Below are 24,068 nucleotides of genomic sequence, written 5' to 3' on the forward strand. Positions count from 1 at the left end.
CCGCCACACCGCACCGCCTTCCGCGGTCAGCATCCCGGCAAGGCGTCGCAGGCCCGCGAGATCCTCCAGTCGCCGTCCCGGGCCTCGTCCATGGAGCGCTTCTGCACGGCGAAGGGCGCCTTGCACGTGCCCGCGGCATCGATGCGGCCCCGCACCGCTTCCGCCGACAACTGAGGCAGCACCAGCCGCCAGAAGGGTGTGACCGCCTGGTAGGTGTGCCAGTGGGCGTCGTAGCGCCCCAGCACTTCAAGTCCCGCGATCATGGCCGTGATGGCGGAGGCGGTGTCGTCGGGTCTCACGTCGGGGGCCAGGTGACCGCGGTTCTCGGCGACTGCCAGCATCAGCCGGACCCAGTCCTGCCACTGCTGCCAGAGATCCGCACGGCCGTGCCAGGTGGCGTCGTGGCCGAGCCCGAACCCGGCCCTCAGCACCGGATCGCAGGAGAACCACTGCGCCAACGCGTGCGAGGTGTCCACCAGAAGCTGCAACGGCATGGGGTGCCGGAGCGGGACGTTCCCGGTGATGTACAGCAGCGTCCGTGCCGCGGCGGACTCGACCGCCTCGCCCAGGGCCTGCTTGTTGCCGAAGTGGAAGTGCAGGGCACCGTGGCTGACGCCGGCCCGTGTGCAAATCTGGGCGATGGAGGCATCGGCGAAGCCGAACCGGTCGAAAGTCTCTGCAGCGGAATGAATCAATTCCCGACGCGTACGCACGGCACGGTCCTGTTTGGCCATGAAGCGCTCCGAAGAGGTGGTGTGCTATGGGGAACTGCATGAAGAATATGCCGCGGAGCGATAACGGGACACTCGACCCAGGCCGGTCGCGGAGTAACCCGACAGGGACGTGGTCAGCGAGGACCGGTACCCGGAAGGGTGCGATCGCAGCAATCCAGAGGGCATCGCGCGCATATCCACATGCGCCCTGCAATTATTACCATGTCAGGAACTCGCGCGGTACAGGTTTATCGAGGATGGCGCGATAGCATACCCGGCATGCTTGCCATTCAGATCACCCGCTTCGGAAGTCCGGAAGTCCTCAGGGCCGTCGACCTGCCAGCACCCGCGGCCGGTCCCGGGGAGGTCCTGGTCACCGTCGAGGCAGCCGGCGTGAACTTCGCCGACACACACCAGGTCGACGGCTCCTACCTCACCGCGGACATGCTGCCCCACATACCCGGCAGTGAGGTGGTGGGCCGCACCTCGGACGGGCGGCGGGTTCTGGCCAGGGTATCCGGCGGTTACGCGGAACAGGTGGTGGCCCGGGAGTCGGCCCTCCTGGAGATTCCCGAGGACCTGGACGCCGGCGTGGCACTCGCTCTGCTCGTGCAGGGGCTGACCGCCTGGCATCTGCTGCGCTCGGCGGCCAGGATGAGCCCCGGGGAGACGGTCGTCGTCCATTCCGCGGCGGGGGGTGTCGGCAGTCTCGCCGTCCAGCTGGCGAAGGAGTTCGGGGCGGCGCGCGTGTGGGCCCAGGTGTCCTCCGCGGAGAAACGCCGTCTGGCCCTGGAACTCGGCGCGGACGCGGTGGTCTCCTATCCCCTGGAGGACAAGGCCGATGTGATCCTCGACGCCGTCGGCGGTGATCTCTTCGAACGCGCACTTGACTCACTGGCCTCCCTGGGGCGCCTGGTCAGCTACGGGAACGCCGCGCGCGCCGGGTTCATTCCTGTCGATCCGGCCCGCCTCGGCCGGCTCAACGCCTCGGTCGTCGGCTTCTGGCTGCGTCCCACACTGAACGCGCCGGGGGCGTTCGACGGCCCGCTGAAGGAGCTTCTCACGTTGGTGGCGGAGGGGCGGATCAGGCCAGTGGCGAGGTACGCGTACCCCCTCGCAGAGGCACGGCGCGCGCATGAGGACCTACTGGCCCGGCGCACCGTGGGCAAAGTGGTTCTGCGCCCGTAGCGGCGCGTACGCCCGGGTGCTCGTACGGCGCCCGGGCGCCGTACGAGCACCCGGGACGGTGGTGCGGTCCCGTCCGTCACGGCTTCCCCGAGCCGACGGGCCCCGGTGTTCCCCCTCCCGCACTGCCGACATGACAGATCACTCTCCTCTGCTCGGGCGTCCGGCCGGGTCCTGGGTAGCATCGGGCCGCGAGCTGAACGGGAATTCGAAGAATCCCGGCGGGCATGGCGTAGCCGACGTGTACGTCAACGTCAACGAGCACCAGCCATTCGATTCTCGGCCATGGAAGTCATCCGGCGATGCGACGCGGAGTCAAAAATGCGACTTGCGCAAGTTTTGGCAAATGTGATGGAGCGCCACGCGGACCGGCCCGCTGTCGGCGAACGAGTGAGAGACTTCTCCCGGGACCCTGATACGGGCCGTGTCTCACTCCGCCTGCTGCCGCAGTACGAAACCACGAGTTACAGGGAACTGTGGGAACGCATACGCGCGGTGGCGAACGAATGGCATCACAACACGGAAAACCCGGTTAAACCGGGCGACAGGGTGGCCGTGCTCGGTTTCACGAGCCGTGATTACGCCACGCTCGATCTGGCTTGTATATGCCTCGGCGCGGTCAGTGTCCCGCTCCAGTCCAGCTCCCCCTTGCCGCAGCTGAAGTCCGTCGTCGAGGAGACCGAACCACTCGTCCTCGCCACGAGCCTCGAACGCCTGGACGTCGCCGTCGAAGCACTCCTGGGCAACTCTTCGGTCCGGCGCCTGTTGGTGTTCGACTATCACCCGGAGGCCGACACCCATCTGGAGAAGTACACGTCCGCGTGCGACCGCCTGGCACAGGCCGGACGCGATGTGGTCGTCGACACCCTCGCACAGGTCGTCGAGCGGGGGACCGCACTGCCCGAGGCGCCTCTGTACACGGCCGGGGACGAGAGTTCGCTGGCCATGCTCATCTACACCTCGGGAAGCACCGGGACGCCGAAGGGCGCCATGTACACCGAGCGGCTGGCGGCCGCGATGTGGGGAGGCGCCTGGTCGAAGCTGTTCTCCGACGAACACGCCGTCAACATCCACTACATGCCGATGAGCCATGTCGCCGGGCACTCCTCGCTGAAGAACACCCTGGCCCGCGGTGGGGTCAGCTACTTCACGGCGAGCAGCGACCTGTCGACTTTCTTCGAGGACATCGCTCTGGTGCGCCCCACGGAGATCTCCCTGGTCCCGCGCGTGTGCGAGATGATCCATCAGAAGTACCGGAGCGAAGTCGACCGGCGGACGGTGGACGGCGTCGACCGGGAGGCGGTCGAGACGGAGGTCAGGAAGGAGTTCCGGGAGAAGGTCCTCGGTGGCCGCGTCACATGGGCCAGTTGCAGTTCCGCACCTCTGTCCGCGGAGCTGAACGCCTTCATGGAGTCCCTGCTGGAGCTCGAACTGCACAACGTCTACGGCTCGACGGAAGCAGCCGGCGTGATGGTCGACGGAGAGCTTCTGCGCCCACCGGTGGTCGACTACAAGCTGGACGACGTGCCGGAACTCGGTTACTACCGCACCGACTCGCCGCACCCGCGGGGAGAGCTCCTGCTGAGGACCGAGGCCATCATCCCCGGGTACTACAGGCAGCCCGAGCTGATGGCGGACCTCCTCGACGAGGACGGCTACTACAGGACGGGGGACATCGTCGCGGAGATCGAGCCGGACCGGCTCGCCGTCGTGGACCGCCGCAAGAACGTACTGAAGCTTTCGCAGGGCGAGTTCGTGGCCACCTCGCGGCTGGAGTCCGTCTTCGCCGCCAGTCCGCTGGTCCGTCAGATCTTCGTGTACGGCAACAGTGAGAGGTCCTACCTGCTCGCCGTGATCGTCCCCACCCCCGGAAGCCTCGAACGGTTCGGCGGTGAGCGGGAAACCCTCAAGAGGCTCATCGCTGAGTCGTTCCAGGAGATCGCGAGGGAAGCCGGACTGAACTCGTACGAGATCCCACGCGACTTCCTGATCGAGACCGAGCCCTTCAGCCAGGCCAACGGCCTGCTCTCGGATCACCGCAAGCTGTTGTGGCCCCGGCTCCAGGAGCGGTACGGGGAAAGGCTTGAGCAGCTGTACTCCGACGTGTCCGCGCGGGAGGAGGAGGAGCTGCAGGAGGTGCGCCGTGGAGCCGCGGAACGCCCCGTACCGGACACGGTGCGCCGGGCCGCCCGAGCACTGCTCGGAGGCTCGGGGACCGACGTGGAGCTCAGCAGCCACTTCAGGGACCTGGGCGGGGACTCCCTGTCCGCCGTCACCTTCTCCAACCTGCTCCAGGAGGTCTTCGGAGTCAGGGTTCCCGTCGACAGGGTCATCAGCCCGGCCTACGACCTGCAGCGGCTGGCCGAGTACATCGAGACGAAGCGTGGGAGCGGACCGGAACGGCCCACCTTCGAATCGGTGCACGGTGCCGGTAGCACCCGGGTCCGGGCGGAGGACCTCACACTGGACAAGTTCGTCGACCCGCGCACGATCGCCGGCGCCCGGGCGCTTCCCCGCCCGAGCGGACCGCCCGGGACCGTGCTGCTGACGGGAGCGAGCGGTTACCTCGGTCGCTTCCTGTGCCTGGAGTGGCTGCAGAAGCTGGCCCTGACGGGTGGACGGCTGGTCTGCCTGGTGCGCGGGAAGGACGCGGCAGCGGCCTGGAAGCGGCTGGAGGACACGTTCGACAGCGGGGACGCGGAACTGATCCACAGGTTCCGGGAGCTGGCCGCCGGGCACTTGGAGGTCGTGGCGGGCGACGTCACCGAGCCGCGGCTGGGTCTGGACGCCCCGACCTGGGAACGGCTCCGCGACGAAGTGGACCTGATCGTCCACGCGGGCGCTCTCGTGAACCACGTCCTCCCGTACAACCACCTGTTCGAGGCCAACGTCCTGGGGACCGCCGAACTCATCCGGCTGGCGCTCACAGGCCGGATCAAGCCGTTCACCTACATCTCCAGCGTGGCCGTCGCCACCTCCAGGGCCGGGGGGCCGGCCCTGGACGAGGACTCCGACGTCCGCACCGCCATACCTGTTCAGGAGGTCGACGGGGGTTACGCCGGCGGTTACGCGACGAGCAAGTGGGCCGGAGAGGTCCTGCTGCGGGAGGCGCACGACCTGTGCGGTCTTCCGGTCACCACCTTCCGGTCGAACATGATCCTCGCGCACAGCCGGTACGGCGGGCAGTTGAACGTCCCGGACATGTTCACACGCCTGCTGTTCAGCGTCATCGCCACGGGCATCGCCCCGCGTTCCTTCTACCGCGACGGCGACGGGAAGAACCGCCGGCAGGCCCACTACGACGGACTTCCCGTGGACTTCACCGCGGCGGCGGTCGTGGAGTTGGGGGGATGGCGGACCATGGAGGAGTACCGGACCTTCAGCCTGGTCAACCCGCACGACGACGGGACATCGCTCGACACCTTCGTCGACTGGCTGGTCGACGACGGTCACCGGATCGAGCGGATAGACGACCACGCGGACTGGTTCACCCGTTTCGAGGCCGCGATGCGCGCGCTGCCCGAGGCACAGCGGAAGTACTCGGCGCTGCCGATCGCCCACGGCTTCAGGGATCCCGAGGAGGCCTCCCCCGGATCCGTCATACCTTCCGAGCGGTTCCAGGCAGCCGTCCGAACCGCCGGGATCGGCCCGGACGGGGACATACCTCATCTGTCGCGCTCCCTCGTCAGGAAGTACGCGTCCGATCTGGAGCGGCTGCTGACCGTCTGAACACACGGCGGCACGGGCGGGGAGGGGCCGACCGGCCCTCCCCGCCGAAGTGACGTCCCCGGACCCGCCCACCGGCCGGCCGGACCCCGACGGGTCCGGCCGGCCGTGTGTTCGCACGGCTCCGCCCACTCCGCTCCCTCGGGAAGCCGGCCGTCCGGCCCGCATCCCCTGAACAGGGGACGCGGCGTTTCCCCGGCACCCGCCTGTCGTTGGGCCACTCGGAGGATGCCGGGAACCGGTGAGGCGGTCCCTCCTGCGCGAGGCACCTCTCCTCCTCCTGTCGAGGGCCGTCCGGCGCGCGATGTCCGCATGCCGTCCGGGCGGCCGCGGCGACCTCCCGTAGAGCCCGCCACACCCACAGGGACGGAACACATGACTTCCTTCGTCGTTCACCGCAACGGCAGGGCGGCGACCTCCGAGGAGCTGGCACCGCTGGCCTTCGCGGGATACGCCCACTTCACCGCCATGCAGGTGCGTGAGGGCCGGGTCCGGGGCCTGGACCTGCATCTGGAGAGGCTGCGGTCCGCCTCGGTGGAGCTGTTCGGCCGGTCGCTGCCGGAGGAGCGTATGCGCCTGTTCCTGCGGGCCGCTCTGGAAGCCGGCCCGGCGGACGTGTCGCTGACGGCCACGGTTTACTCCCCCGCCGGTGAGTTCACGGCGGCGGACGCCGAGCCGGAGATACTGGTCCGCACCGGGCCGCCCGCGTCCGGCCCGAAGGGACCGCTGGCACTGGCGGCGGCCGAGTACGAGCGCCCTCTTCCCTCCGTGAAGCATGTCGGGGAGGTGGCCAAGACGTACTTCCTGCGCCGAGCCGCCGCGCAAGGGTTCGACGACGCGGTCTTCGTCGACCGCCGGGGGCGGCTGAGCGAGGGGACGATCTGGAACCTGGTCTTCTGGGACGGAATCGCCGTGGTCTGGCCTGCGGCCGACGTACTGGACGGAGTCACGATGGGCATCGTCCGCAGAGGTCTGGACCGTCTGGGCGTCCCCCAGCACGTCCGGGAGGTGACGCTCGAGGACCTGCGGTCTCTGGACGGGGGCGCGGTGATGAACTCCTGGACACCGGGAATCCCGGTGCGCCGGATCGGCTCCGTGCCCCTGCCCGGTGCGCCCTCCTTCCCGGACCTGCTCCGACGGGCGTATCTGACCGAGGCACCGACACCCCTGTGAGAGGGGCCGGGAGCCGCCCGGCACCCCCGATCCACCCGAGGGCCGTGGCCGGCGGGCCGGGCGTCCCCGTCGACGGACAGGTACCGACCGGGTGAGACGGTGACGGACCGCGGAAGGTGACCGAGCGGCACCGGGAGTACGTACGGGCCGGGTGGAGGCAGCCGCCCCGGTCCGGCACCAGGCTCCGAATGTCAGCGGCGGGTGGGACGGTAGGGACGTCGAACCGGAGAGAACCGGAAAGAGGGGGGCTGCCGTGTCCGGAAGCCAGAACTACATCAACCACGTCGCTCTCGTGCTGGACGCCAGTTCGTCCATGTCGCACCTGAGCAGCAAGGTCGTCGAAGTCGCCGACCAGCAGATCGCGTATCTCGCCCGCCGGTCGCGGGAGCTGGACCAGGAGACCCGCGTCACGGTGTACGTCTTCGCGGACAAGGTGGAGTGCGTCATCTACGACAAGGACGTGCTGCGGATGCCGTCGCTGAAGCAGCTGTACCGGGTGGGGGGAATGACGGCCCTGCTGGCGGCCGCGCTGAAGTCGCAGCGGGAGCTGGCGCAGACAGCCCAACTGTACGGAGACCACAGCTTCCTGACGTTCGTGCTCACCGACGGGCAGGAGAACGTGAGCCACCGCTGCCCGGACGCCCCGGACGGGAACCCGCGTGAGCTGGTCCGGGCCGTGGCCGAAATGATCAGGACGCAGGAGGACAACTGGACACTGGCCGTGCTCGTACCGGACCAGATGGGCAGGCGCGAGGCCATGCAGTGCGGTTTCCCCAAGGACAACATCGCCATCTGGGACGCCACGAGCACACAGGGCCTGGAGGAGGCCGGGCAGGTCATCCGGCAGGCCACCGAGAACTTCATGGTGGGCCGCGCCCAGGGCATCCGGGGGTCGCGGGCGGTGTTCTCCACGGGGGCGGAGGCGGTCAACAAGGACACCATCAAGGCGGCCGGTCTCACTCCGGTGGACGCGTCGAAGTACCAGCTGGTACCGGTGACTCGTGAGGCGGCGATCCGGGACTGGGTCGTCGAGTGCGGGCACACCTACCGCACCGGTGGTGCGTTCTACCAGCTGAGCAAGTCGGAGAAGGTCCAGGCGCGGAAGCGGATCGCAGTGCTGGAGAAGAAGACGGACCGGGTTTACACCGGGCCCGAGGCCCGGGCCCTGCTCGGCCTGCCGGACGTGGAAGTGCGCGTCAAGCCGGACCACAACGACGACTTCACGATCTTCGTGCAGAGCACCAGCGTGAACCGGAAACTCATACCGAACACGCGGCTGCTGCTCATGCTCTGACGCCCCGGAAACCCCGTCGCGCCCTGGATGCCCGTTCCGTCCCGACGCACCCCGTCGGCAACGGAGCCGGCGGTCGCGGGCGTACCGCGGGAGCACACGGCGCTCGGTCCGGCGCCGCCTCCGCGCCGGACCGAGCGCCGCCACGGAAGTGACGGTATCGGCCGGACCGTGGACCGTACCGGGGCGGAAGCCGGGCTGTGGCAGTCCCCTGAGCCAATCCGGTGGCTTCCGGCGGGGCGGTGCCGTGACTGCCGTGGCTCCGGACGAGCCGGTACGACCATGCACAGGTGCGGCGTCGTCGACCCCCGGGAGGAACCATGAGGAGACAGGACGGCACAACGGTGGCCACCGGCGTCACCGCCGAACGCCTGGCCGGACTCCGCGCATGGAATCTGGGGCTCACGCTGCTGCACCTGGTCCAGGCCGCGGCGGTCGTGCTCCTGGCCGGGGGCTTCTCGATCACCGTCACCTCCTCCGTCCCCGAGGGACCGCCCGGGACGGCCGCGCCCGCCCCCCAAGCGCTGTTCGACGTGCCGATCGGCTGGGCCGTCGCCGTCTTCCTCGCCCTGGCGGCGCTGGACCATCTGCTGACGGCGACGGTGTTCCGCGGCGTCTACGAACGTGACCTCAGCCGCGGCATCAACCGGTTCCGGTGGCTGGAGTACGCGCTGAGCGCGACCCTGATGGTGCTCCTCATCGGCTTCTACTCGGGCATCACCAACATCAACGCCGTCATCACCGTCATCGGGGCCAATGTCGGGATGATCCTGTTCGGCTGGGTCGAGGAGGTGATGAACCCGCCAGGCCGGGTGGCGACCACGATGCTTCCCTTCTGGTTCGGGACGCTGGTGGGCGTGACGCCGTGGATCTCCATCGCGTACAACATCGTCGCGGCCGAGACCGTCCCCGGTTTCGTGTACGGGATCGTCCTCGTCCAGGCGGCCCTGTTCTTCAGCTTCGGTCTCAACCAGTGGCTCCAGTACCGCGGAGTCGGCCGGTGGTCCGACTACGCGTACGGCGAGAAGGCCTATCTGGTCCTCAGCCTGGTGGCGAAGTCACTCCTGGCCTGGCAGATCTTCGCCGGCTCGCTGGCCGGCTGAGTCCGGATCGTCCCGGAGGCCGGGCACAGGGGTCTCACGCGCCGCGCCGCGCCGTGTGCCCTCGGTCCGCGTGGCCCCGTCCCGCCCGCAGGACGCGCCAGAGGTGTTCCGTCAGCAGCACGCAGGAGGCGGTGGCCAGACACACCCCCCACTGCGCGGGCGTGAGGGAGACGGTGTCGAAGACACCGTGGGCGAAGGGGACCTGCACGGCGACGATCTGCAGCACGAGGACGACCGCCAGGCTGACCCACAGAGTGCGGTTGCGCAACTGGTGGCGGCCGAGGACGGGGCCGTCCTCGCTGCGCGCGTTCAGCGCGTTGAACAACTGGAAGAGCACGAACGTGGTGAAGGCCATGGTCGCGGCGGTCGCGGAGTCGGTGAGGTCCCGGGCCACCGCGAAGACCGCCAGCGTGCCGGCGGCCATGACCGCGCCGGCGCGGGCGATGGCACCCAGCCGGCGGGCGCCCAGGATGCGCTCGCCGGGCGGCCGGGGCGGACGGCGCATGATGCCGTCCCGCGGCGGGTCGATGCCCAGGGCCATGGCGGGCGGCCCGTCCATGATGATGTTGACCCACAGCAGCTGGATCGCGGTCATGGGGGCGGGCAGTCCGGCCAGCACGGTGGTGAGCAGGGTGAGGATGGCGCCGACGTTGGTGGACAGCTGGAAGCGGACGAAGGTGGTGATGTTGTCGTAGATGGAGCGGCCCTCGCGCACCGCCCGGACGATGGTGGAGAAGTCGTCGTCGGTCAGCACCATGTCGGCGGCCTCCTTGGCGACATCGGTGCCGGTGATGCCCATGGCGACACCGATGTGCGCGGCGCGCAGGGCGGCGGCGTCGTTGACCCCGTCACCGGTCATGGCCACGATGTGGCCGCGCTGCGCGAGGGCACGGACGATGGTGACCTTGTGCTCGGGGGCGACGCGGGCGAAGATGCCGATCCCGTCGATGCGCGAGGCGAGTTCCTCGCCGCTCATCCGGGTCAGTTCGGCGCCGGTGACGACATCGCCGGTGATGCCGAGTTCGCGGGCGATGGCGGCAGCTGTGTCGGCGTGGTCCCCCGTGATCATTTTGACGGTGACCCCGGCCTCCTGGGCCAGGGCGACGGCGTCGCGGGCCTGGGCACGAGGCGGGTCGGCGATTCCGGCGACCGCCGTCAGGGTCAGCCCCGCCACCTGCTGCGGCTGCGGTCGTCCGGTGGTGGTGGCGGTGGTGGCGGTGGCCGCGCCCAGGACGCGCAGGCCCTGGCCACCCAGCCGGGTGGCGGCGGCCATGATCTCCCGGCGCCGCTCGTCGTCCATGGGGACGGGGCCCTGTTCGGTCAGGAGGTGGGTGCAGCGGTCCAGCAGCACGTCGACGGCGCCCTTGGCGTGGACGCGGGTGGACCCGTCGGCCTCGGTGTGGAAGGTGGCCATGTACTTGGCGGCCGGGTCGAAGGGCACCTCGCCGGTGCGCGGTGTGCGGGTGCGCAGCGTCTCGGGGTCGAGGCCGGTCTTGGCGGCGAGCACGAGCACGGCGGCTTCGGTGGGATCCCCGATGATGCCGTCGCCGGTGAGACGGGCGTCGTTGCACAGTGCGAACGGCAGGGCCGCGTCCCGCGGGTCCGCGGCCGCCGGCCCGGTGCCGGCCGGGCGCACGCTGCCGGCGGTGCCGTAGCCGTCGCCGGTCACCTCGTAGAAGCGTCCGGCCGACCACAGGGACCGGACGGTCATCTCGTTCAGGGTCAGGGTGCCGGTCTTGTCACTGCACACCACGGTCGCGGAACCGAGGGCCTCCACGGAGGCCAGGCGCTTGACGATGGCGCCCCGGCGGGCCATCCGGTGCACACCCAGGGCCAGGGTGAGCGCGAGGACGGCGGGCAGGCCTTCGGGGATCGCGGCGACCGCCAGTGCCACGGCGCGCAGAGCGAGATCGGCCAGGTCCTCTCCGCGTACCAGGGACGCGATCGTGTAGGCGGCCACCGCGACACCGCTGATCAGGGCCAGTCGCCGACCCAGGCTGTCCATCTGAACCTGCAGCGGGCTGGGCGGTTCGGTGCCGGCGCGCAGCGCCGCGGCGATCCGGCCGACCTCGGTGCGCATGCCGGTGGCGGTCACGATCATCTCGGCGCGGCCGCGGGTCAGGGCGGTGTTCATGAACAGCATGCCGGTGCGTTCGGCGACGGGCACCGGGTCCTCACCGCCGGCCGGGTTGGGCGCGGTCGACTTGGCGACGGGGTGGGACTCGCCGGTCAGCGTGGCCTCGGCGGCCTCGACGGACTCCGCGACCGCCAGGCGGCCGTCGGCCGGGATACGGTCACCGGCTTCGAGCAGGACCACGTCACCGGGCACCAGGGTGCGGGCCTGGACCACCTGTACCCGTCCGTCACGGCGCACCCGGGCGGTGGGCACCAGCATCTGCCGCAGCGCCTCCAGGCTGCGCTCGGCACGTCGTTCCTGCAGATAGCCGATGACGGCGTTGAGGAAGAGGACGGCGGTGATGACGACGGCGTCCTTGATCTCGCCGATGACGCCGGCGACGACCGCGGCGGCGAGCAGGATGCCGATCAACCAGCTGCGGAACTGGTCCAGCAGACGCAGCAACTGCGGCCGACGGGCGGGTTCGGCCAGCGAGTTGGTGCCCCAGTCGGCGGCCCGCCGCTGCGCCTCCTGCGCGGACAGGCCCGCGGACGGGTCCACGCCGAGAAGCCCGGCCACCCGCGCCGCATCGCGCAGATGGGCGTCGGCCACCGGTTCAAGGGCGTGCGGCGGGGCCGCGCCGGGCGGCTGCTGGGCCATGAACGGTTACTCCTTTACGCGCAGGGCTACGGCGGGTGGGGAGGTGGCACGGCAGGGCCCGGCCGACCGGGTGACGGCGCCGCTCCGGGGGCAGGCGGCGAAGCCTTCCCCTTCGACGGCCACCGGGGCACTCATCCCGCTCTCCTGTCCCCGAAGGCCGCCGGCAAGCGGCCTTCCGTCTTCCAGCCTCGGCGACACCGCTCCCTTCGGCCAGGGACCGACCGGTTCCCCAAGGGGGCCGGCCGGCCCTGTCGGGCACCGGCCTGCACAGGCACGCACGGACCGGGAGAGCGACGGCATCGGTGCTCGGATACCCACCGGCTCCCGCCGGATCCCCGGGCTCGTCCGGTCACCGCGATGCCCACCGCGCCGGCCGGTACGGCCGGCGGCCGGACCGCGCCGTGGCTCATCCGGGGTGGGCTTCTTCCCACGCCTGGAGGACCACCGCGGGGATGCGTCCGCGGTCGGGAAGGCCGTAGCCGTTGGCGCGGGCCCAGGCGCGTACGGCCCGGGAGTCGATGCGCCGCCCGCGACCGGGCTCCGGCACCGACGCGGAGGTGGTGCGGGCGGGTGACGGGGTGAAGAAGGTCCCGGCGCCGAGGAGGTCTTCGGGGAAGACGGGGACCTGGACTCGCCGGCTGAGGACGGCTGCGAGGAAGCCGGTGAGGGGGCCGTCGAAGGTGTACCAGGTGCGGCCGCAGGACTGGTTGACGGTGATGCGCCAGGTATCGGGGGCGGTGCGTGGTGCGGTGATCCAGAACAAGTGGTCGCCGTTGTCGGTCACCCCGACGGCGAACAGCGCCTGAGGATCATGGGGGACGGGGAACCTGCCCTGGCCGCGGTCCCGGGTGAGCTGGTCGCGCAGGGTGGCGGGCATGGGGCCGGTGAGGTTGGCCCATGGGGTGGGAGCGTGGGGGTGGTAAATGTGGAGGAAGTCGCAGAACGCGCCGGGCCCGTAGACGGAGGCCAGGTGCTTGTGGTCACCGGGCAGGCGCGTGCCGAGGGTGGTCTCGACGGTCGGCCAGTCCACGGCCGGGGCGCCGGCGGGCGGAGGGCAGAGCCGGATCAGGTCGTCGAGAGCGGTCACAGGGCTCCTCGGCGGTTTCGCTGCTGCTGTGCAGGCGGGATCGTTCTGGTGGCCAGGGCGTCAGCGTATCCGCGTGTCTCTGTCGCGAGGCGGTGCGCCCTGGTCGCAGGCCCTTGCGGGCATGGTCCATACGGCGGCGGACGCTCTCGTACGCGCGGGCCCTTGCGCCGTGCCGAGGGCGTCCGCGGGCCTCGCGCCGTCGTGTGGTCCGTACCGGTGAAGCCCGTGGTGCCGGTCTCGCCGCCTCGGCTGTGGGACCGGTCCGTCTCCCTATGCTCGTCGCATGGTTCAGGTACGGGAACGGCCGGCGCTGCGCCGTGGGCACGGAGCCGGCCGGCGAACGGCCTGGGCTCTGGCCGCGGCCGCGGTGCTGTGCCAGATTCCTTACCCGTTGGTATCCGGTCCCTGGCGCGATGCGCTCACCGTCGCCGGCGTGGCGGTCTTCTGTCTGGCCTCCCTCACGGCCGCCGCTCTGCGGCACGGTGCGCGGGGCCCGCTGGCGCTGTTCACGGTGGCGGGGCTGGGGGGCCTGGCGGTGGAGGCCGTGGGGGTGCGTACGGGTTTTCCGTTCGGCTCCTACCACTACACGGGCTCCCTGGGACCGAGCTTGGCGGGGGTGCCGGTGGTGGTGCCTCTCGCCTGGATGATGATGGCCTGGCCCGCTCTGGAGGCGGGGCGCGTACTGGCCGGGGACCGCGGGCGTGCCGGGGCGCCCGTGTCCCGGATGCGGACGGCGGTGGTCGGGGGGTGGGCCCTGGCGTCCTGGGATGTCTTCCTCGATCCGCAGATGATCGACGCCGGTCACTGGGTCTGGTCGCACCCCCGTCCAGGGCTCCCGGGCGTGGAGGGCGTACCGCTGACCAACTTCGCCGGGTGGGTGGCCGTGTCCGTGGCCATGGTCGCCGCCGTGGACGCCGTCTCCCGGCGCTCGGTGCGGCGGCCCGCCGGAAGCGGTACGACCGGCAGCCCGGCCGTCGTGCTGTACCTGTGGACCTACGCCTCGTCGGTGACGGCCTGCCTGGTCTTCTTCGGCCGCCCGCAGGTGGCGCTGGTCGGGGGAGCGCTGATGGGCCTGGTCGCCGTGCCGCTGGCCGTGCGGGTGGCGGGCGCCGCCGGGAGACGGGTGTGAGCCGGCCCGGCCTCGCGCGGACGGCGGTCGCGGCGGGTTCGGTACTGGCGGTCGCCGGCGCCGTGCACAGCGCCTGGAACAGCAGGGCCCTGCGGACCCCGCCGGTGGATCCGCCGCCGGTGGCCGAGTCCGTGTCCCTGCTGATGCCGGTGCGCGACGAGGCCGGGCGCGTCGGCCCCGCGCTGCGGTCCCTGCTGGCTCAGGAGCGGGTGCCCCGGGCGGAGGTCATCGTGCTCGACGACCAGTCCACCGACGGCACCGGCGACGTGGTCCGCCGCCTGTGCGGACCGTACCGGCACGCCCGGGTCGTGCGCGGCACGGCGCCCAGGCCCGGCTCCCCGGGCAAGGCGCACGCCTGCCACCAGCTCGCGTCGCTCGCACGGGGCAGCGTGCTGGTCTTCGTGGACGCGGACGTGGTGCTCGCGCCGCATGCGGTGGCGTCCTCGGTGGCGCTGCTGCGCTCGGCCGGACTCGATCTGGTCTCCCCCTTCCCCCGCCAGGTCGCCGAGGGGTCCGCCAACCGGCTTGTCCAGCCCCTGCTGCAGTGGTCGTGGCTGACGTCACTGCCGCTGCGGCGGGCGGAGACCTCGCCGCGGCCGGCGCTGTCCGCGGCGAACGGCCAGTTCCTGGTCGTGGACGCCACCGTCCTGCGCGGCTGCGGCGGCTTCGCCTCAGTCACGGACGAGGTCCTCGAGGACATGGCGCTCGTCCGGGCGCTGAAGCGCTCCGGCGGCCGGGGCGGGATCGTGGACGGCAGCCGGATCGCGAGGTGCCGGATGTACGACGGCTGGCGCGATCTGCGTGAGGGGTACGGCAAGTCCCTGTGGGCGGCGTTCGGTTCCGGCGGTGGCGCGGCGGCGGTGTGCGCCCTCCTGACCTGGGCCTATGTGGTGCCACCGCTGGCGGCGCTGCGGGGGTCGCGATGGGGTGCGGCCGGATACGCCGCGGCCGTGGCGGGGCGGGCGCTGACCGCGCGGCGCACGGGCGGGCGGTGCTGGCCGGACGCGCTGGCCCACCCGTTTTCGGTGAGCCTGCTGGTGGCGCTGACGGCGCGGTCCTGGCTCGGTCACCGCCGCTCCACGCTGACGTGGAAGGGCAGACCGCTGCGAGGGGTGCGCTGAGGTGGCCCGCGTCGCCGTGATCGGTGCCGGTATGGGTGCCCTGGCGGCCGCCGCCCGGCTCGCCCGGCGGGGGCACCGGGTCACCGTGTACGAGCGGGCGGCCGTGTGCGGGGGCAAGCTCGGCACCGTGCGCCGGGACGGTTTCGTCTTCGACACCGGGCCGTCGCTGCTGACCATGCCCGAGGTCTACCACCGGCTGTTCGCGGACACCGGCGAGCCCTTGGAGCGCTGCGTACCGCTGAGGCCGGTGGAGCCGGCCTGCGTCTACCGGTTCGCCGACGGGGCCCGCCTGGCGATGCCCGGCGACCCGCGACTGGTGCCCGGTGCGCTGGACGATGCCCTGGGCGAAGGCGCCGGAGCGCAGTGGGCCCGGCTGCACACGGCCTCCGGCGAGCTGTGGCGGCTGGTGGGCGAGGACGTGCTGCGGCGTCCGCTCGGCGGCCCGGCGGGACTGGTGCGCCACGCGGTCCGCCCCCGCGGCCTGGCCGCCGTCGCTCCCTGGCGCACCCTGCGGGGCACCGGACGGCGGTATCTGAGCGACCCCCGGCTGCGCATGTGGCTGGAGCGCTACGCCACCTACAGCGGCTCCGACCCGCGGCGCGTGCCCGGTGTCATGTCGGTGGTCCCGTACGTGGAGCAGCACTACGGCAGCTGGTACGTCCCCGGCGGTCTCCGCCTGCTGGCCGAGGCCTTGGAGCGGCGCTGCGCCGAGCTGGGGGTGCGGTTCCGCTACGGCTGCGAGATCACGGCGGTGGACACCTCGGGCCGGGGCGTCACAGGGGTCCGCACGGCGGACGGCGGCACGGCGGCGGCGGACGTCGTCGTCTCCGGCGTCGACGCCGCGGTCCTCTACGGACGTCTGGCGGCGGACCGGCGCGGGCGCCGGCCCCTGAGCACCCTCGCGCGTGCCCGGCCCTCGCTGTCCGGGTTCGTCCTCCTGCTCGCGCTGCGCGGGCGGGATCCCCTGACACCGCACCACCGGGTCCTGTTTCCGGCGGACTACGACGCGGAGTTCGACGCCGTCTTCGGTGCCCGGGCCCGTCCCGCCGCCGACCCGGCGGTGTACATCAGCGCGCCGGATGACGCCGCGCTGCGTCCCGGTGACGCACACGAGGGTTGGTTCGTCCTGGTCAACGCCCCCCGGCACGGACAGCGGGGGACGCCCGGCACCGTCGACTGGACCGTCCCGGGCCTCAAGGAGTCCTACGCCGAGCGGATCCTGGACATCATGGCCGCCCGCGGCGCGGACGTGCGACCGCGCCTGCTTTGGTACGAGGTCCGCAGCCCCTTCGACCTGGAACGCGAGACCGGAAGTCCGGGCGGCGCCATCTACGGCGCCTCCTCCAACGGAGTCCGCGCCGCCCTTCTCCGCCCGGCCAACCGCTCCCCCGTCCCCGGGCTCTTCCTCGTCGGCGGATCGGCCCACCCCGGCGGCGGCCTCCCGCTGGTGGCGCTGTCGGCGGAGATCGCCGCGGCGCAGATCGGCGGTGCCTGACCGCGCGGAGCCGCTATCTCAGCGCCCGCGCCACCCCGGCCGCCAGTTGTGCGAGGCCGACGGCTCCGGCCGCCGTCCAGCACACCGCGCACACCGTCGCCCAGTCCCACCCCGTCCCCGGCGTGCCGTCGGGCAGCAGACCGCTTCCCAGGCACGCGACCGCGCTCAGCACCACCCGCAGCGGCCGTTCGGCGACGCTCAGCGCTCCCACCCCGCGCATTCCCGCCGCGTTGGCCCGGGCCCGGACGTACTCGTGCAACTGGGTCAGGAGAGCGGCCGCCAGGCACCAGGAGGCCGGTGCCCCCAGAACGTACAGGACCGCGACGAGCAGAAGGTCCGCCACCCTGTCGGCCAGGGCGTCCACCACGGCGCCCAGCGGGCGGGCCCGGCCGGTGACCGCGGCGACCGCGCCGTCCAGTCCGTCGAACAGGCCCGACAGGACGACGAGCGCGCAGGCGGCCAGCGGCCAGCGGCCGCCCTCGGCCGCCGGTGCCACGGCGGCGGCCGCCGCGAGGGGACCTGCCAGCGAGAGGAGGTCGGGCGGCAGGGCTCGGAGCGGACGTGTGGAGGCGCAGCGCTGGACCAGCACCACCCACGCCGAGGCCAGAGCGCTTCCTGAGGGGTCGTGCCCTGCGTGGAGTTCGGCCCACCGGGCCAGGGCGTCGTCGCGGCCGTGCGTCCCGGGTCCTGTCAACGGTGTCCCGCGGCGGAAGCGCTTCTTCACGGCCGGGGGCGTTTCGGACCTCGGCGGAGGGGACGGTTCACCGGGCGGCCGGCCACCCGGGGCCCGGTGCCTCCGGAAAGGGCGGAGCGTCGCGAGAAGGGTCTCCGTGCGGCCCTCCAGGCAGAGCATCAGCTGGTAGCCGACGAGCAGGACCGCGTGCAGCAGGTACAGCCACAGCCCCAGCGCCACGGTGACGCCGGGGACGACGAGCCCGCCGAACGGCAGGCTCCAGTCGACCGGGATGGCCAGGAACACCACGAAGCCGCCGAGGAACCCGCACAGGAACGCCCCCGTCACGAACGCGGCCGGGACCGTCGCCCGGGAAGCGGCGGCGCCGACGCCGACGAACCGGAAGACCAGGAGCACTTCTGTGGAGAGCAGGACCCACAGCAGGTGGAAGGCCAGAAAGGCGGACAGGGCGGCCTGCGGGCCGCCGGCTTCGGCCTGCCGGGCCAGCGCCGGGCCGGCGTACAGGAGGGCGCCCATGAGCAGCGGGGCCGCCACGAGCGCGGGCACCATCCCCAGCCTGCCGCGCCAGCCGGTGAACGTGTCCTCCTCCGCCGCCGTCGGGGACAGCTGCAGGAAGCCCCGGCGCAGTCCTTCGCCGTACACGGTGGCGGGTACCAGTGTGATGGCGAGAGCGGGCCAGGACAGCCCGACCGCCGCCTCGGCCAGGGTCCGCAGCCCCGTCTGCACCCCGTGCCCGTGGGGAAGCGCGTCCGCGATCTGCGCCACGGCCTGCCGGATGCCGTCCGCGCCGATCGCGAACGCGCACAGCCGGAGCAGGAGCAGTGCCAGGGAAACGACGGAGATCATTCCGAAGAAGGAGATTCCCGCCGCGACCAGGGCCACCTGTCTGCCGTGCAGGCCATCGCGCACCTCGCGGACGAGCAGACGCAGCGCACCCCGCCTTGTGTGCGTAGCACCAGTCGGCACCGCCGGCTCCTCTGCGTGCGTCATGAGGCATATGCGTGCTTTGACGTGACGATACACAGGAGACAGCGCGACAGCGGTCCCCCCATGGGCGCGCACACCTTCGCCGCGGCCTCGGCGCGGGACTGTGGGGCGTCCGGCCCTCCGCACCGCATCCGGCGGTGCCCGCGGCGGCACCGGCCCCGGGAGCGGGCGCGGTCCGCCGCAGAGGCCGGCCGGCGGGGATCTCGCGGCGCCTCCGGGGTCTCCGGGACGGGGCCGGGGATGTCTTGATCCCACCCCTTGCCGCCTTGGCATGTCATCGTCATTCTGGGCCATGCGGTGGCTTCTACCCGCATAGAAGAAGCCGCCCGCGCCCGTGTACCGCCCCTCATCCATCCACTCCGTCGCCCACAGGAGACCCGCGTGGTCAGACACAGGTTCAGGAACACAGTCGTGTGCGCCGCCCTCCTCTCCCTCGGCCTCGGCTGCGTCCAGGGGGTCGCCTCGGCCTCCCCGCCACCCGACACATCCCGGGGGTCCGCGACCGTCACCGCGATCGAGGACAGCACCGCCCGTTCACTGGCCGCCTCCCTCTCCGATCCCGCCTGGCAGGCCCGGATCGAGGAGGCCGCCCTCGCCTCGGACGGAGTCGGTCTCGGCGGTCTCGCGGGGAAGGCGTCCTCACCGGCCGCGAAGGACTTCGGATCGGTGGTCGCCGACGCCGACCGGGACCTGGCTGCGGCCAAGGGCCTCGGCACCAAGGCCGGCCCCCTGCTGCGGCTCCGCCTCGCCGACGAGTCGATGCGCGAGGCACTCAAGGCCGGAGCCGAACCGCTGGTGGCGGTCGCACCCGCCGACGACAGCGCAGCGACGGTCACCGCCTACGACAGCGCGGGCCGCACCCACACACTGGACGCGCACCGGCTCCCCGAACGCCCCGTCTACGTGGTCGGTGTCGACGCCGAGCGGGCCGTCACCGCGGGCATGGCCGTCCTGCGCGAGGAACTCGCCCGGCACGGCCTCTCCACAGCCGGCCCGGTGGACTCCGCGAGCACCGCGAGCGACGGTTTCTGGACAAGCCGTATCACCTCCGTGAGGCTGTCCGACGACGAGGAGCCCTGGATCAAGGGCGATGCCGAGATCTTCTCGCTGGTGACCGGTTTCGGCCCGGACGGCAAGGTACGCGTCGACCCGGTCGACATGCCGTACCTGGACGAGGACGGCAGGACCTACCAGCCCAACCAGATCCTGGTGAACTGGTCGTACTACAAGTACAACCTCGCCGACGTCGTGATGATGGAGGAGGACAGCGGCACCAACTACCGGTCGCTCGCCAAGGCCCTCGCCGACGCCCTGCTCACCATCATCGACATGGGCGCCCACATCCCGCTGGTCAACGCCGTACTGGACGCCATGCCCGACCACTGGTGGACCGACGATCCCGATTACGTGGACTCCTGGTACACCCTCGCCCGGAACAGCGCGGGCTCGTTCAGGGGCGCACGGGGCAACGGCACCATGACGCTCGAACCGTACTGGGTGTCGGCCTTCTAGGTGTACCGTCCCGGCCGGGCGGCCCCGGGAGCCGCCGGTGCCCGGCGCCGGACGCCTGCGATGCCGACGGACGTGGTCTTGACGGTTCCCCGGGGCACGCCTCACGATGCGCCCCGGCGATTATCCCAGCCGTCATAACCGAGGGAGGGGCGGCATGCTTCTGGCCGACGTCCAGGAAGTGCTCGCGGAGGACGAGATGTTCGAACTCCTCGAGGAAGCCAGGGAAAACTGCTTCGCCGCGGTCGAGTGACGCGGAGCACACCGACGCTCTCCCGGAGCGGGCGACGGCCGCCCGTCGCGCCCGCCGCCCGCTCCCCGGCCACAGGGGCCACCCGTGATCGATGTGATGTCGTACGTCCCCACCGAGGTTGTGCACGTTCTCCGCGCACGTCTCCCCGAGCGGTCCCATGTGGAGATCGACGCCCAGCTCGGCGAGTGCCTGAAGTTCCTCTACATCGTCTCCGCCGAGGAGGCCACCTTCCTGCCCCTGACCAAGGAAGTGGACGAGACCTGGCACGAGTCGATCCTGCAGACCGTCTTCTACCAGAAACTGTGCCGCGAGCTTCCCGGCGGGCGGTTCCTGCACCACCCCCCGGCCCCCCTGGGCGAGTACGCCGAGCGGGTCGGACGGCGGGAGTCGGTGCGCCGGCTCCTGCCGCCGTCAGGGAGCCCGAAGCGGCGGGAGCCGGGCCGTCGTGGCGTAGGAGCCGTCGTGGCGCACCAGCGCCGGCGCCTCCTGCCGTATCCCGCCGGCGTCGACCTCGCCGATGACCAGGACGTGGTCCCCGGCGGGGTGCCTGGCGACGACGCGGGCACTGAGCCAGGCCGGCGCGGCGGTCAGGACCGGCAGTCCGCCGGATTCGCGCAGGCACGCCGTACCGGCGAACCGGTCGACGCCGCCGCGCGCGAAGCGGTCGGCCAGTTCCCGGTCGCCTGCTCCCAGCAGGTGGACGGCGAAGCGGTCGGCCCGTTGTACGGCCCCTGCGACCGAGGCGGCGGTCGCCACGCAGAAGGAGACCAGGGCGGGTTCCAGGGAGACGGATCCGAAGGAGGTCGCGGTGAATCCGGCCGGTCCCGGCACGGTGATGATCGTGACGCCGGCCGCGTGGCGTCGCAGCGTCCGGCGCAGGAGGGCGGCCCTGGCGGCACCCGCCTCCCCCCGCCCGTGGCCGGAGGTGGTGGTGTGGGTCATGTTCTTCCTTCGCTCTGCGGCGTGGTGGGTGGGCGCTCCTTCCGGCGGCATCGCCCCGGGAGGGCCCGGTGCCCCGCACAGGGGGCGCTGTCCACGCCCCCTGTGCGGGGTGCTCCAGGTCCGCGTGCGCCCTCGCCGGCGCCGCTCGCTCGGCCTGGGGCAGGGACGCGAGCGGCGCCTGCGGTCTCAGACCGCGGATCCCGCGGCGCTCGCCGCCGCGCCGTCCGCCGGGGGGCGGGAGCCGAGCGGCCGGAGGATCTCCCCGAGTCGCTCCGTCTCCTCGTCCGGCAGGGGCAGCAGGGGCGGCCGCGGCAGGCCGACCCCGCGGCCCTGGATCGCGAGACCCGCCTTGACGGCCCGTGGCAGGCCGTGGCCGACGATGAACCTCAGGAACGGCAGGAGCTCCGCCAGCAGCGCGTCGGCCCGTTCCCGCTCCCCGCCCGTCGCCGCGGCGTGGAGTTCCAGAACCTGCCGCGGGACCAGACAGGGCGCCGCGGTGCACCAGCCGGCGGCACCGGAGCGGAACGCCTCGAGCGCCACCGGGTTGTTCCCGTTGTAGACCGACAGCGCCCCGTCGGACAGCTCCCGGATGGCACGGAAGCGTGTGACGTCGCCGGAACTCTCCTTGACCATGGTGAGGTTGGGGACCTCACGGGCCAGGGAGACCACCGCCTCCGGCTCCAGATCGACTCCGCTGGTGCCCGGGTTGTTGTAGAGCATCATCGGAAGGTCGGTCGCCGCCGCCACCGCCGTGTAGTGCCGTACGAGTTCCGCCTCGGTCAGTTTCCAGTACACCTGTGGGAGCACCATGATCGCGGTGGCTCCGTGGCGGGCGGCCACGCGGGCACGGCGGATCGTGCCCTCGGTGCTCCAGTGCGAGACGCCGACCACCGTGGGGACCCGGCCGGCGACGGTCTGCAGGGTGGTCTCGCAGACGGCGTCCCACTCGGCCTCTCCGAGGTAGGCGCTCTCGCCGGTGCTTCCCAGCGGTGCGACGGCGTGGCTTCCGGCGTCCACCAGATCGCCGGTGAGCCGGCGCAGCGCGGCCAGGTCGACCTCTCCGGTGACGGGGTCGAAGGGGGTGACGGGGTAGGAGATGATGCCCGTCAGGGGCGGGTTGGTCATCAGAGTTCCACCTGGCCCTTGATGCAGTCGGGGTGGTTGCGCAGTGCTCTGCGCGCGTAGTAGGCGAAGTTCGCCGCGTTGCGCCGGCCGGTGGAGGTCCAGTCGTGGGCCTCGCGGGCGAGGACCGGGTCCAGCGGCTGGATGGTCCCCGCCGACATGGCCAGCAGTTGGAGGCGGGCGGCGCGCTCGATGAGCACGGCCAGGTTGCACGCCTCCTCGATGGTGGATCCGGTGGCGAGCTGGCCGTGGTGGGCCAGGATGACGGCCCGCTTGTCCCCGAGGGCCGCGGAGATGATCTCGCCCTCCTCGTTGCCCACGGGGACGCCGGGCCACTCCTTGAGGAAGGCGCAGTCGTCGTACAGGGGGGTGGTGTCCATCTGGGAGACCACCAGGGGCACCTCCAGCATCGCGAGTGCCGCCGTGTGCAGCGAGTGCGTGTGGATGATGCAGTTGACGTCCTCCCGGGCCCGGTAGATCCAGGAGTGGAACCGGTTCGCGGGGTTGGGCATGCCCTCCCCTTCGACGACCTGGAGGTCCTCGTCCACCAGCAGGAGGTTCTCCTCGGTGATCTCGTCGAAGCCGAGCCCCAGACGCTGGGTGTAGTAGGTGCCGGGCTCCTGCCCGCGCGCGCTGATCTGGCCGGCGAGCCCCGAGTCGTGTCCGCCGTCGAAGGCGATGCGGCACGTCAGGGCCAGCTTCTGCCGCGTTGTCAGTTTCGGGTCGCCGAAGTGGTCGTCCATCTGCCGCCTGGCGCGGTCGACGAGCACGCCCTTCGGATCCCGCAGGGTGTCTGCCATGTTCTGCTCCGGTTCCGGGGCCCGGCCTGTCGGCGGGCCCCGCTTCGGGTGCCGTCCGAGCCGGCACCGTGAGGAAACTGAGTTCACTTTAGGACACAAAGTGTCATGACGCAACGGGCGGCCGGGGACGGCATGGGCCCACAGGGGCCGGAGGGATCGGCCGCGCGGGGGAGGCGGACCGGAGGAGCGTCGCGGGACATACTGGGGGTCCGCCCGGCCCCGTTCCGACGCCGGGCGCGCGAAGGGAAGACGTCAGTGATCAATCGCGTACGGCAGCTGCGCAAGGAGCGGCTGATGACCCTGGAGGCGCTGGCCGAGCACGCCGGCGTCACCAAGAGCTACCTGTCCAAGGTCGAGCGCGGCCGGAGCGTCCCGTCGATCGCCGTCAGCGCCTCGCTCGCCAAGGCCCTGGACGTCCCGCTGGACACGCTGTTCGCCGACGCGGAGGAACTCGCCGAAGTCACCGTCACGCGGGCCGGGGAACGGCGGCCGCTCACCTCGGACCGGGAGCCCGGCAGTCGCTACGAGGGCATAGCCCTGCAGGCTGGATCCAAGCGGATGACTCCCTTCATGCTCCACCCGCCGCACGACGCGGGCCCCGTCCCCTTCCGGGACCACCCCGGCGAGGAGTTCCTCTTCGTCCACCGGGGGCGAGCCGAGCTGATCTTCCCCTCCCAGACCGTCGTCCTCGAAACAGGCGACAGCGCCTACTTCAGGGCCACGGCACCTCACAAGGTGCGCTCCCTGGGCGCGGAGCGCGCCGCACTGCTGCTGCTGGTGACCGACGACCGCGACGGCGCGGAGACACCGCACCCGCACATGCCCTGACCCGGGAGGCGGAGGTGCCGGTCAGGCCGGCGCGGGGCCCCGCCCGTGGCGCGCGCAGCGGCCGGGGTCCTCACCGGCCCGCACGGCCGGCCCGCGCCGGCCGTGCGGTGGCCGCTGCGCGGCGGGTGCCGGAC

At 71.9% G+C, this 24,068-nt stretch carries 17 protein-coding genes; 10 read left to right on the forward strand and 7 right to left on the reverse strand.

Annotated features, from left to right (window positions below):
- Window positions 1-26: 26 nt before the first annotated feature.
- Window positions 27-734: a ScbR family autoregulator-binding transcription factor gene (locus IQ279_RS21080; RefSeq protein ID WP_206350489.1), complete on the reverse strand. Its 708-nt coding sequence runs from the start codon at window positions 732-734 to the stop codon at window positions 27-29.
- 258 nt (window positions 735-992) lie between these two features.
- Here IQ279_RS21080 and IQ279_RS21085 point away from each other — a divergent pair, with 258 nt between their 5' ends.
- The 5 genes from IQ279_RS21085 (at window position 993) to heR (ending at window position 9,191) form a co-directional block, all read left to right on the forward strand.
- The gene (locus tag IQ279_RS21085; protein ID WP_206350491.1) at window positions 993-1,901 is read left to right on the forward strand and encodes a quinone oxidoreductase family protein; all 909 of its coding nucleotides are present in this window, start codon (window positions 993-995) and stop codon (window positions 1,899-1,901) included.
- A 180-nt stretch (window positions 1,902-2,081) separates the two neighbouring features.
- A complete protein-coding gene (car, locus tag IQ279_RS21090) occupies window positions 2,082-5,627 on the forward strand; it encodes a carboxylic acid reductase (RefSeq protein ID WP_372445200.1) in 3,546 nt (1,181 codons plus the stop codon).
- Between the two features lie 372 nt (window positions 5,628-5,999).
- Window positions 6,000-6,797, forward strand: coding sequence for an aminotransferase class IV family protein (locus tag IQ279_RS21095; protein ID WP_206350495.1), 798 nt, complete (start codon window positions 6,000-6,002; stop codon window positions 6,795-6,797).
- A gap of 253 nt (window positions 6,798-7,050) precedes the next feature.
- Window positions 7,051-8,091 carry a vWA domain-containing protein gene (locus IQ279_RS21100; RefSeq protein ID WP_206350497.1) on the forward strand — a complete coding sequence of 347 codons (1,041 nt, stop codon included), beginning with the start codon at window positions 7,051-7,053 and terminating at the stop codon, window positions 8,089-8,091.
- A gap of 317 nt (window positions 8,092-8,408) precedes the next feature.
- Window positions 8,409-9,191, forward strand: coding sequence for a heliorhodopsin HeR (gene heR, locus IQ279_RS21105; RefSeq protein ID WP_241028493.1), 783 nt, complete (start codon window positions 8,409-8,411; stop codon window positions 9,189-9,191).
- 34 nt (window positions 9,192-9,225) lie between these two features.
- Here the strand turns inward: heR and IQ279_RS21110 are convergent, their stop codons facing one another.
- Both IQ279_RS21110 and IQ279_RS21115 read right to left on the reverse strand, forming a co-directional pair.
- Window positions 9,226-11,967 carry a cation-translocating P-type ATPase gene (locus tag IQ279_RS21110; protein ID WP_206350498.1) on the reverse strand — a complete coding sequence of 914 codons (2,742 nt, stop codon included), beginning with the start codon at window positions 11,965-11,967 and terminating at the stop codon, window positions 9,226-9,228.
- Window positions 11,968-12,373: 406 nt separating this feature from the next.
- Window positions 12,374-13,054 (reverse strand): Lsr2 family DNA-binding protein, encoded by a 681-nt coding sequence (locus tag IQ279_RS21115; protein ID WP_206350500.1) that lies wholly within the window; start codon window positions 13,052-13,054, stop codon window positions 12,374-12,376.
- A gap of 283 nt (window positions 13,055-13,337) precedes the next feature.
- Here IQ279_RS21115 and IQ279_RS21120 point away from each other — a divergent pair, with 283 nt between their 5' ends.
- Genes IQ279_RS21120 through IQ279_RS21130 form a run of 3 tightly spaced genes read left to right on the forward strand, consistent with a single transcriptional unit; the run spans window position 13,338 to window position 16,799 of the window.
- Window positions 13,338-14,183, forward strand: coding sequence for a carotenoid biosynthesis protein (locus IQ279_RS21120; RefSeq protein WP_206350502.1), 846 nt, complete (start codon window positions 13,338-13,340; stop codon window positions 14,181-14,183).
- Window positions 14,180-15,304 (forward strand): glycosyltransferase family 2 protein, encoded by a 1,125-nt coding sequence (locus IQ279_RS21125; protein ID WP_206350503.1) that lies wholly within the window; start codon window positions 14,180-14,182, stop codon window positions 15,302-15,304. Before IQ279_RS21120 ends, IQ279_RS21125 begins: the two co-directional genes overlap by 4 nt.
- 1 nt (window position 15,305) lies before the next feature.
- Entirely contained in the window at window positions 15,306-16,799 is a 1,494-nt protein-coding gene (locus tag IQ279_RS21130; protein WP_206350505.1) for a phytoene desaturase family protein, read from the forward strand.
- Window positions 16,800-16,812: 13 nt separating this feature from the next.
- On the opposite strand, the gene IQ279_RS21135 is transcribed toward IQ279_RS21130, so the two are convergent.
- Window positions 16,813-18,459, reverse strand: coding sequence for a YhjD/YihY/BrkB family envelope integrity protein (locus IQ279_RS21135; RefSeq protein WP_206350507.1), 1,647 nt, complete (start codon window positions 18,457-18,459; stop codon window positions 16,813-16,815).
- A 402-nt stretch (window positions 18,460-18,861) separates the two neighbouring features.
- Between IQ279_RS21135 and IQ279_RS21140 the strand changes: the two genes are divergently transcribed.
- Window positions 18,862-19,992 (forward strand): DUF3103 family protein, encoded by a 1,131-nt coding sequence (locus IQ279_RS21140; RefSeq protein ID WP_206350509.1) that lies wholly within the window; start codon window positions 18,862-18,864, stop codon window positions 19,990-19,992.
- 661 nt (window positions 19,993-20,653) lie between these two features.
- On the opposite strand, the gene IQ279_RS21145 is transcribed toward IQ279_RS21140, so the two are convergent.
- The 3 genes from IQ279_RS21145 to IQ279_RS21155 all read right to left on the reverse strand — a co-directional run bounded on the left by IQ279_RS21145 (window position 20,654) and on the right by IQ279_RS21155 (window position 23,106).
- Window positions 20,654-21,184 carry a flavin reductase family protein gene (locus IQ279_RS21145; RefSeq protein WP_206350511.1) on the reverse strand — a complete coding sequence of 177 codons (531 nt, stop codon included), beginning with the start codon at window positions 21,182-21,184 and terminating at the stop codon, window positions 20,654-20,656.
- A 186-nt stretch (window positions 21,185-21,370) separates the two neighbouring features.
- Entirely contained in the window at window positions 21,371-22,309 is a 939-nt protein-coding gene (locus tag IQ279_RS21150; protein ID WP_206350513.1) for a dihydrodipicolinate synthase family protein, read from the reverse strand.
- On the reverse strand, window positions 22,309-23,106 hold the full coding sequence (locus IQ279_RS21155; protein WP_206350515.1) for an aldolase: 798 nt from the start codon (window positions 23,104-23,106) through the stop codon (window positions 22,309-22,311). Before IQ279_RS21155 ends, IQ279_RS21150 begins: the two co-directional genes overlap by 1 nt.
- A gap of 255 nt (window positions 23,107-23,361) precedes the next feature.
- Between IQ279_RS21155 and IQ279_RS21160 the strand changes: the two genes are divergently transcribed.
- The gene (locus tag IQ279_RS21160) at window positions 23,362-23,934 is read left to right on the forward strand and encodes a helix-turn-helix domain-containing protein (protein ID WP_307792464.1); all 573 of its coding nucleotides are present in this window, start codon (window positions 23,362-23,364) and stop codon (window positions 23,932-23,934) included.
- The last annotated feature ends 134 nt before the right edge of the window (window positions 23,935-24,068 follow it).

The organism is Streptomyces verrucosisporus, assembly GCF_017114865.1.
GTDB lineage: Bacteria > Actinomycetota > Actinomycetes > Streptomycetales > Streptomycetaceae > Streptomyces > Streptomyces fenghuangensis.

Excerpts from the sequence above, each read along its gene's own strand:
- IQ279_RS21080 (WP_206350489.1), bottom strand. The coding sequence starts at position 734 with ATGGCCAAACAGGACCGTGCCGTGCGTACGCGTCGGGAATTGATTCAT.
- heR (WP_241028493.1), top strand. The coding sequence starts at position 8,409 with ATGAGGAGACAGGACGGCACAACGGTGGCCACCGGCGTCACCGCCGAA.
- IQ279_RS21095 (WP_206350495.1), top strand. The coding sequence starts at position 6,000 with ATGACTTCCTTCGTCGTTCACCGCAACGGCAGGGCGGCGACCTCCGAG.
- IQ279_RS21145 (WP_206350511.1), bottom strand. The coding sequence starts at position 21,184 with ATGACCCACACCACCACCTCCGGCCACGGGCGGGGGGAGGCGGGTGCC.
- IQ279_RS21120 (WP_206350502.1), top strand. The coding sequence starts at position 13,338 with ATGGTTCAGGTACGGGAACGGCCGGCGCTGCGCCGTGGGCACGGAGCC.
- IQ279_RS21150 (WP_206350513.1), bottom strand. The coding sequence starts at position 22,309 with ATGACCAACCCGCCCCTGACGGGCATCATCTCCTACCCCGTCACCCCC.
- IQ279_RS21110 (WP_206350498.1), bottom strand. The coding sequence starts at position 11,967 with ATGGCCCAGCAGCCGCCCGGCGCGGCCCCGCCGCACGCCCTTGAACCG.
- IQ279_RS21155 (WP_206350515.1), bottom strand. The coding sequence starts at position 23,106 with ATGGCAGACACCCTGCGGGATCCGAAGGGCGTGCTCGTCGACCGCGCC.
- IQ279_RS21085 (WP_206350491.1), top strand. The coding sequence starts at position 993 with ATGCTTGCCATTCAGATCACCCGCTTCGGAAGTCCGGAAGTCCTCAGG.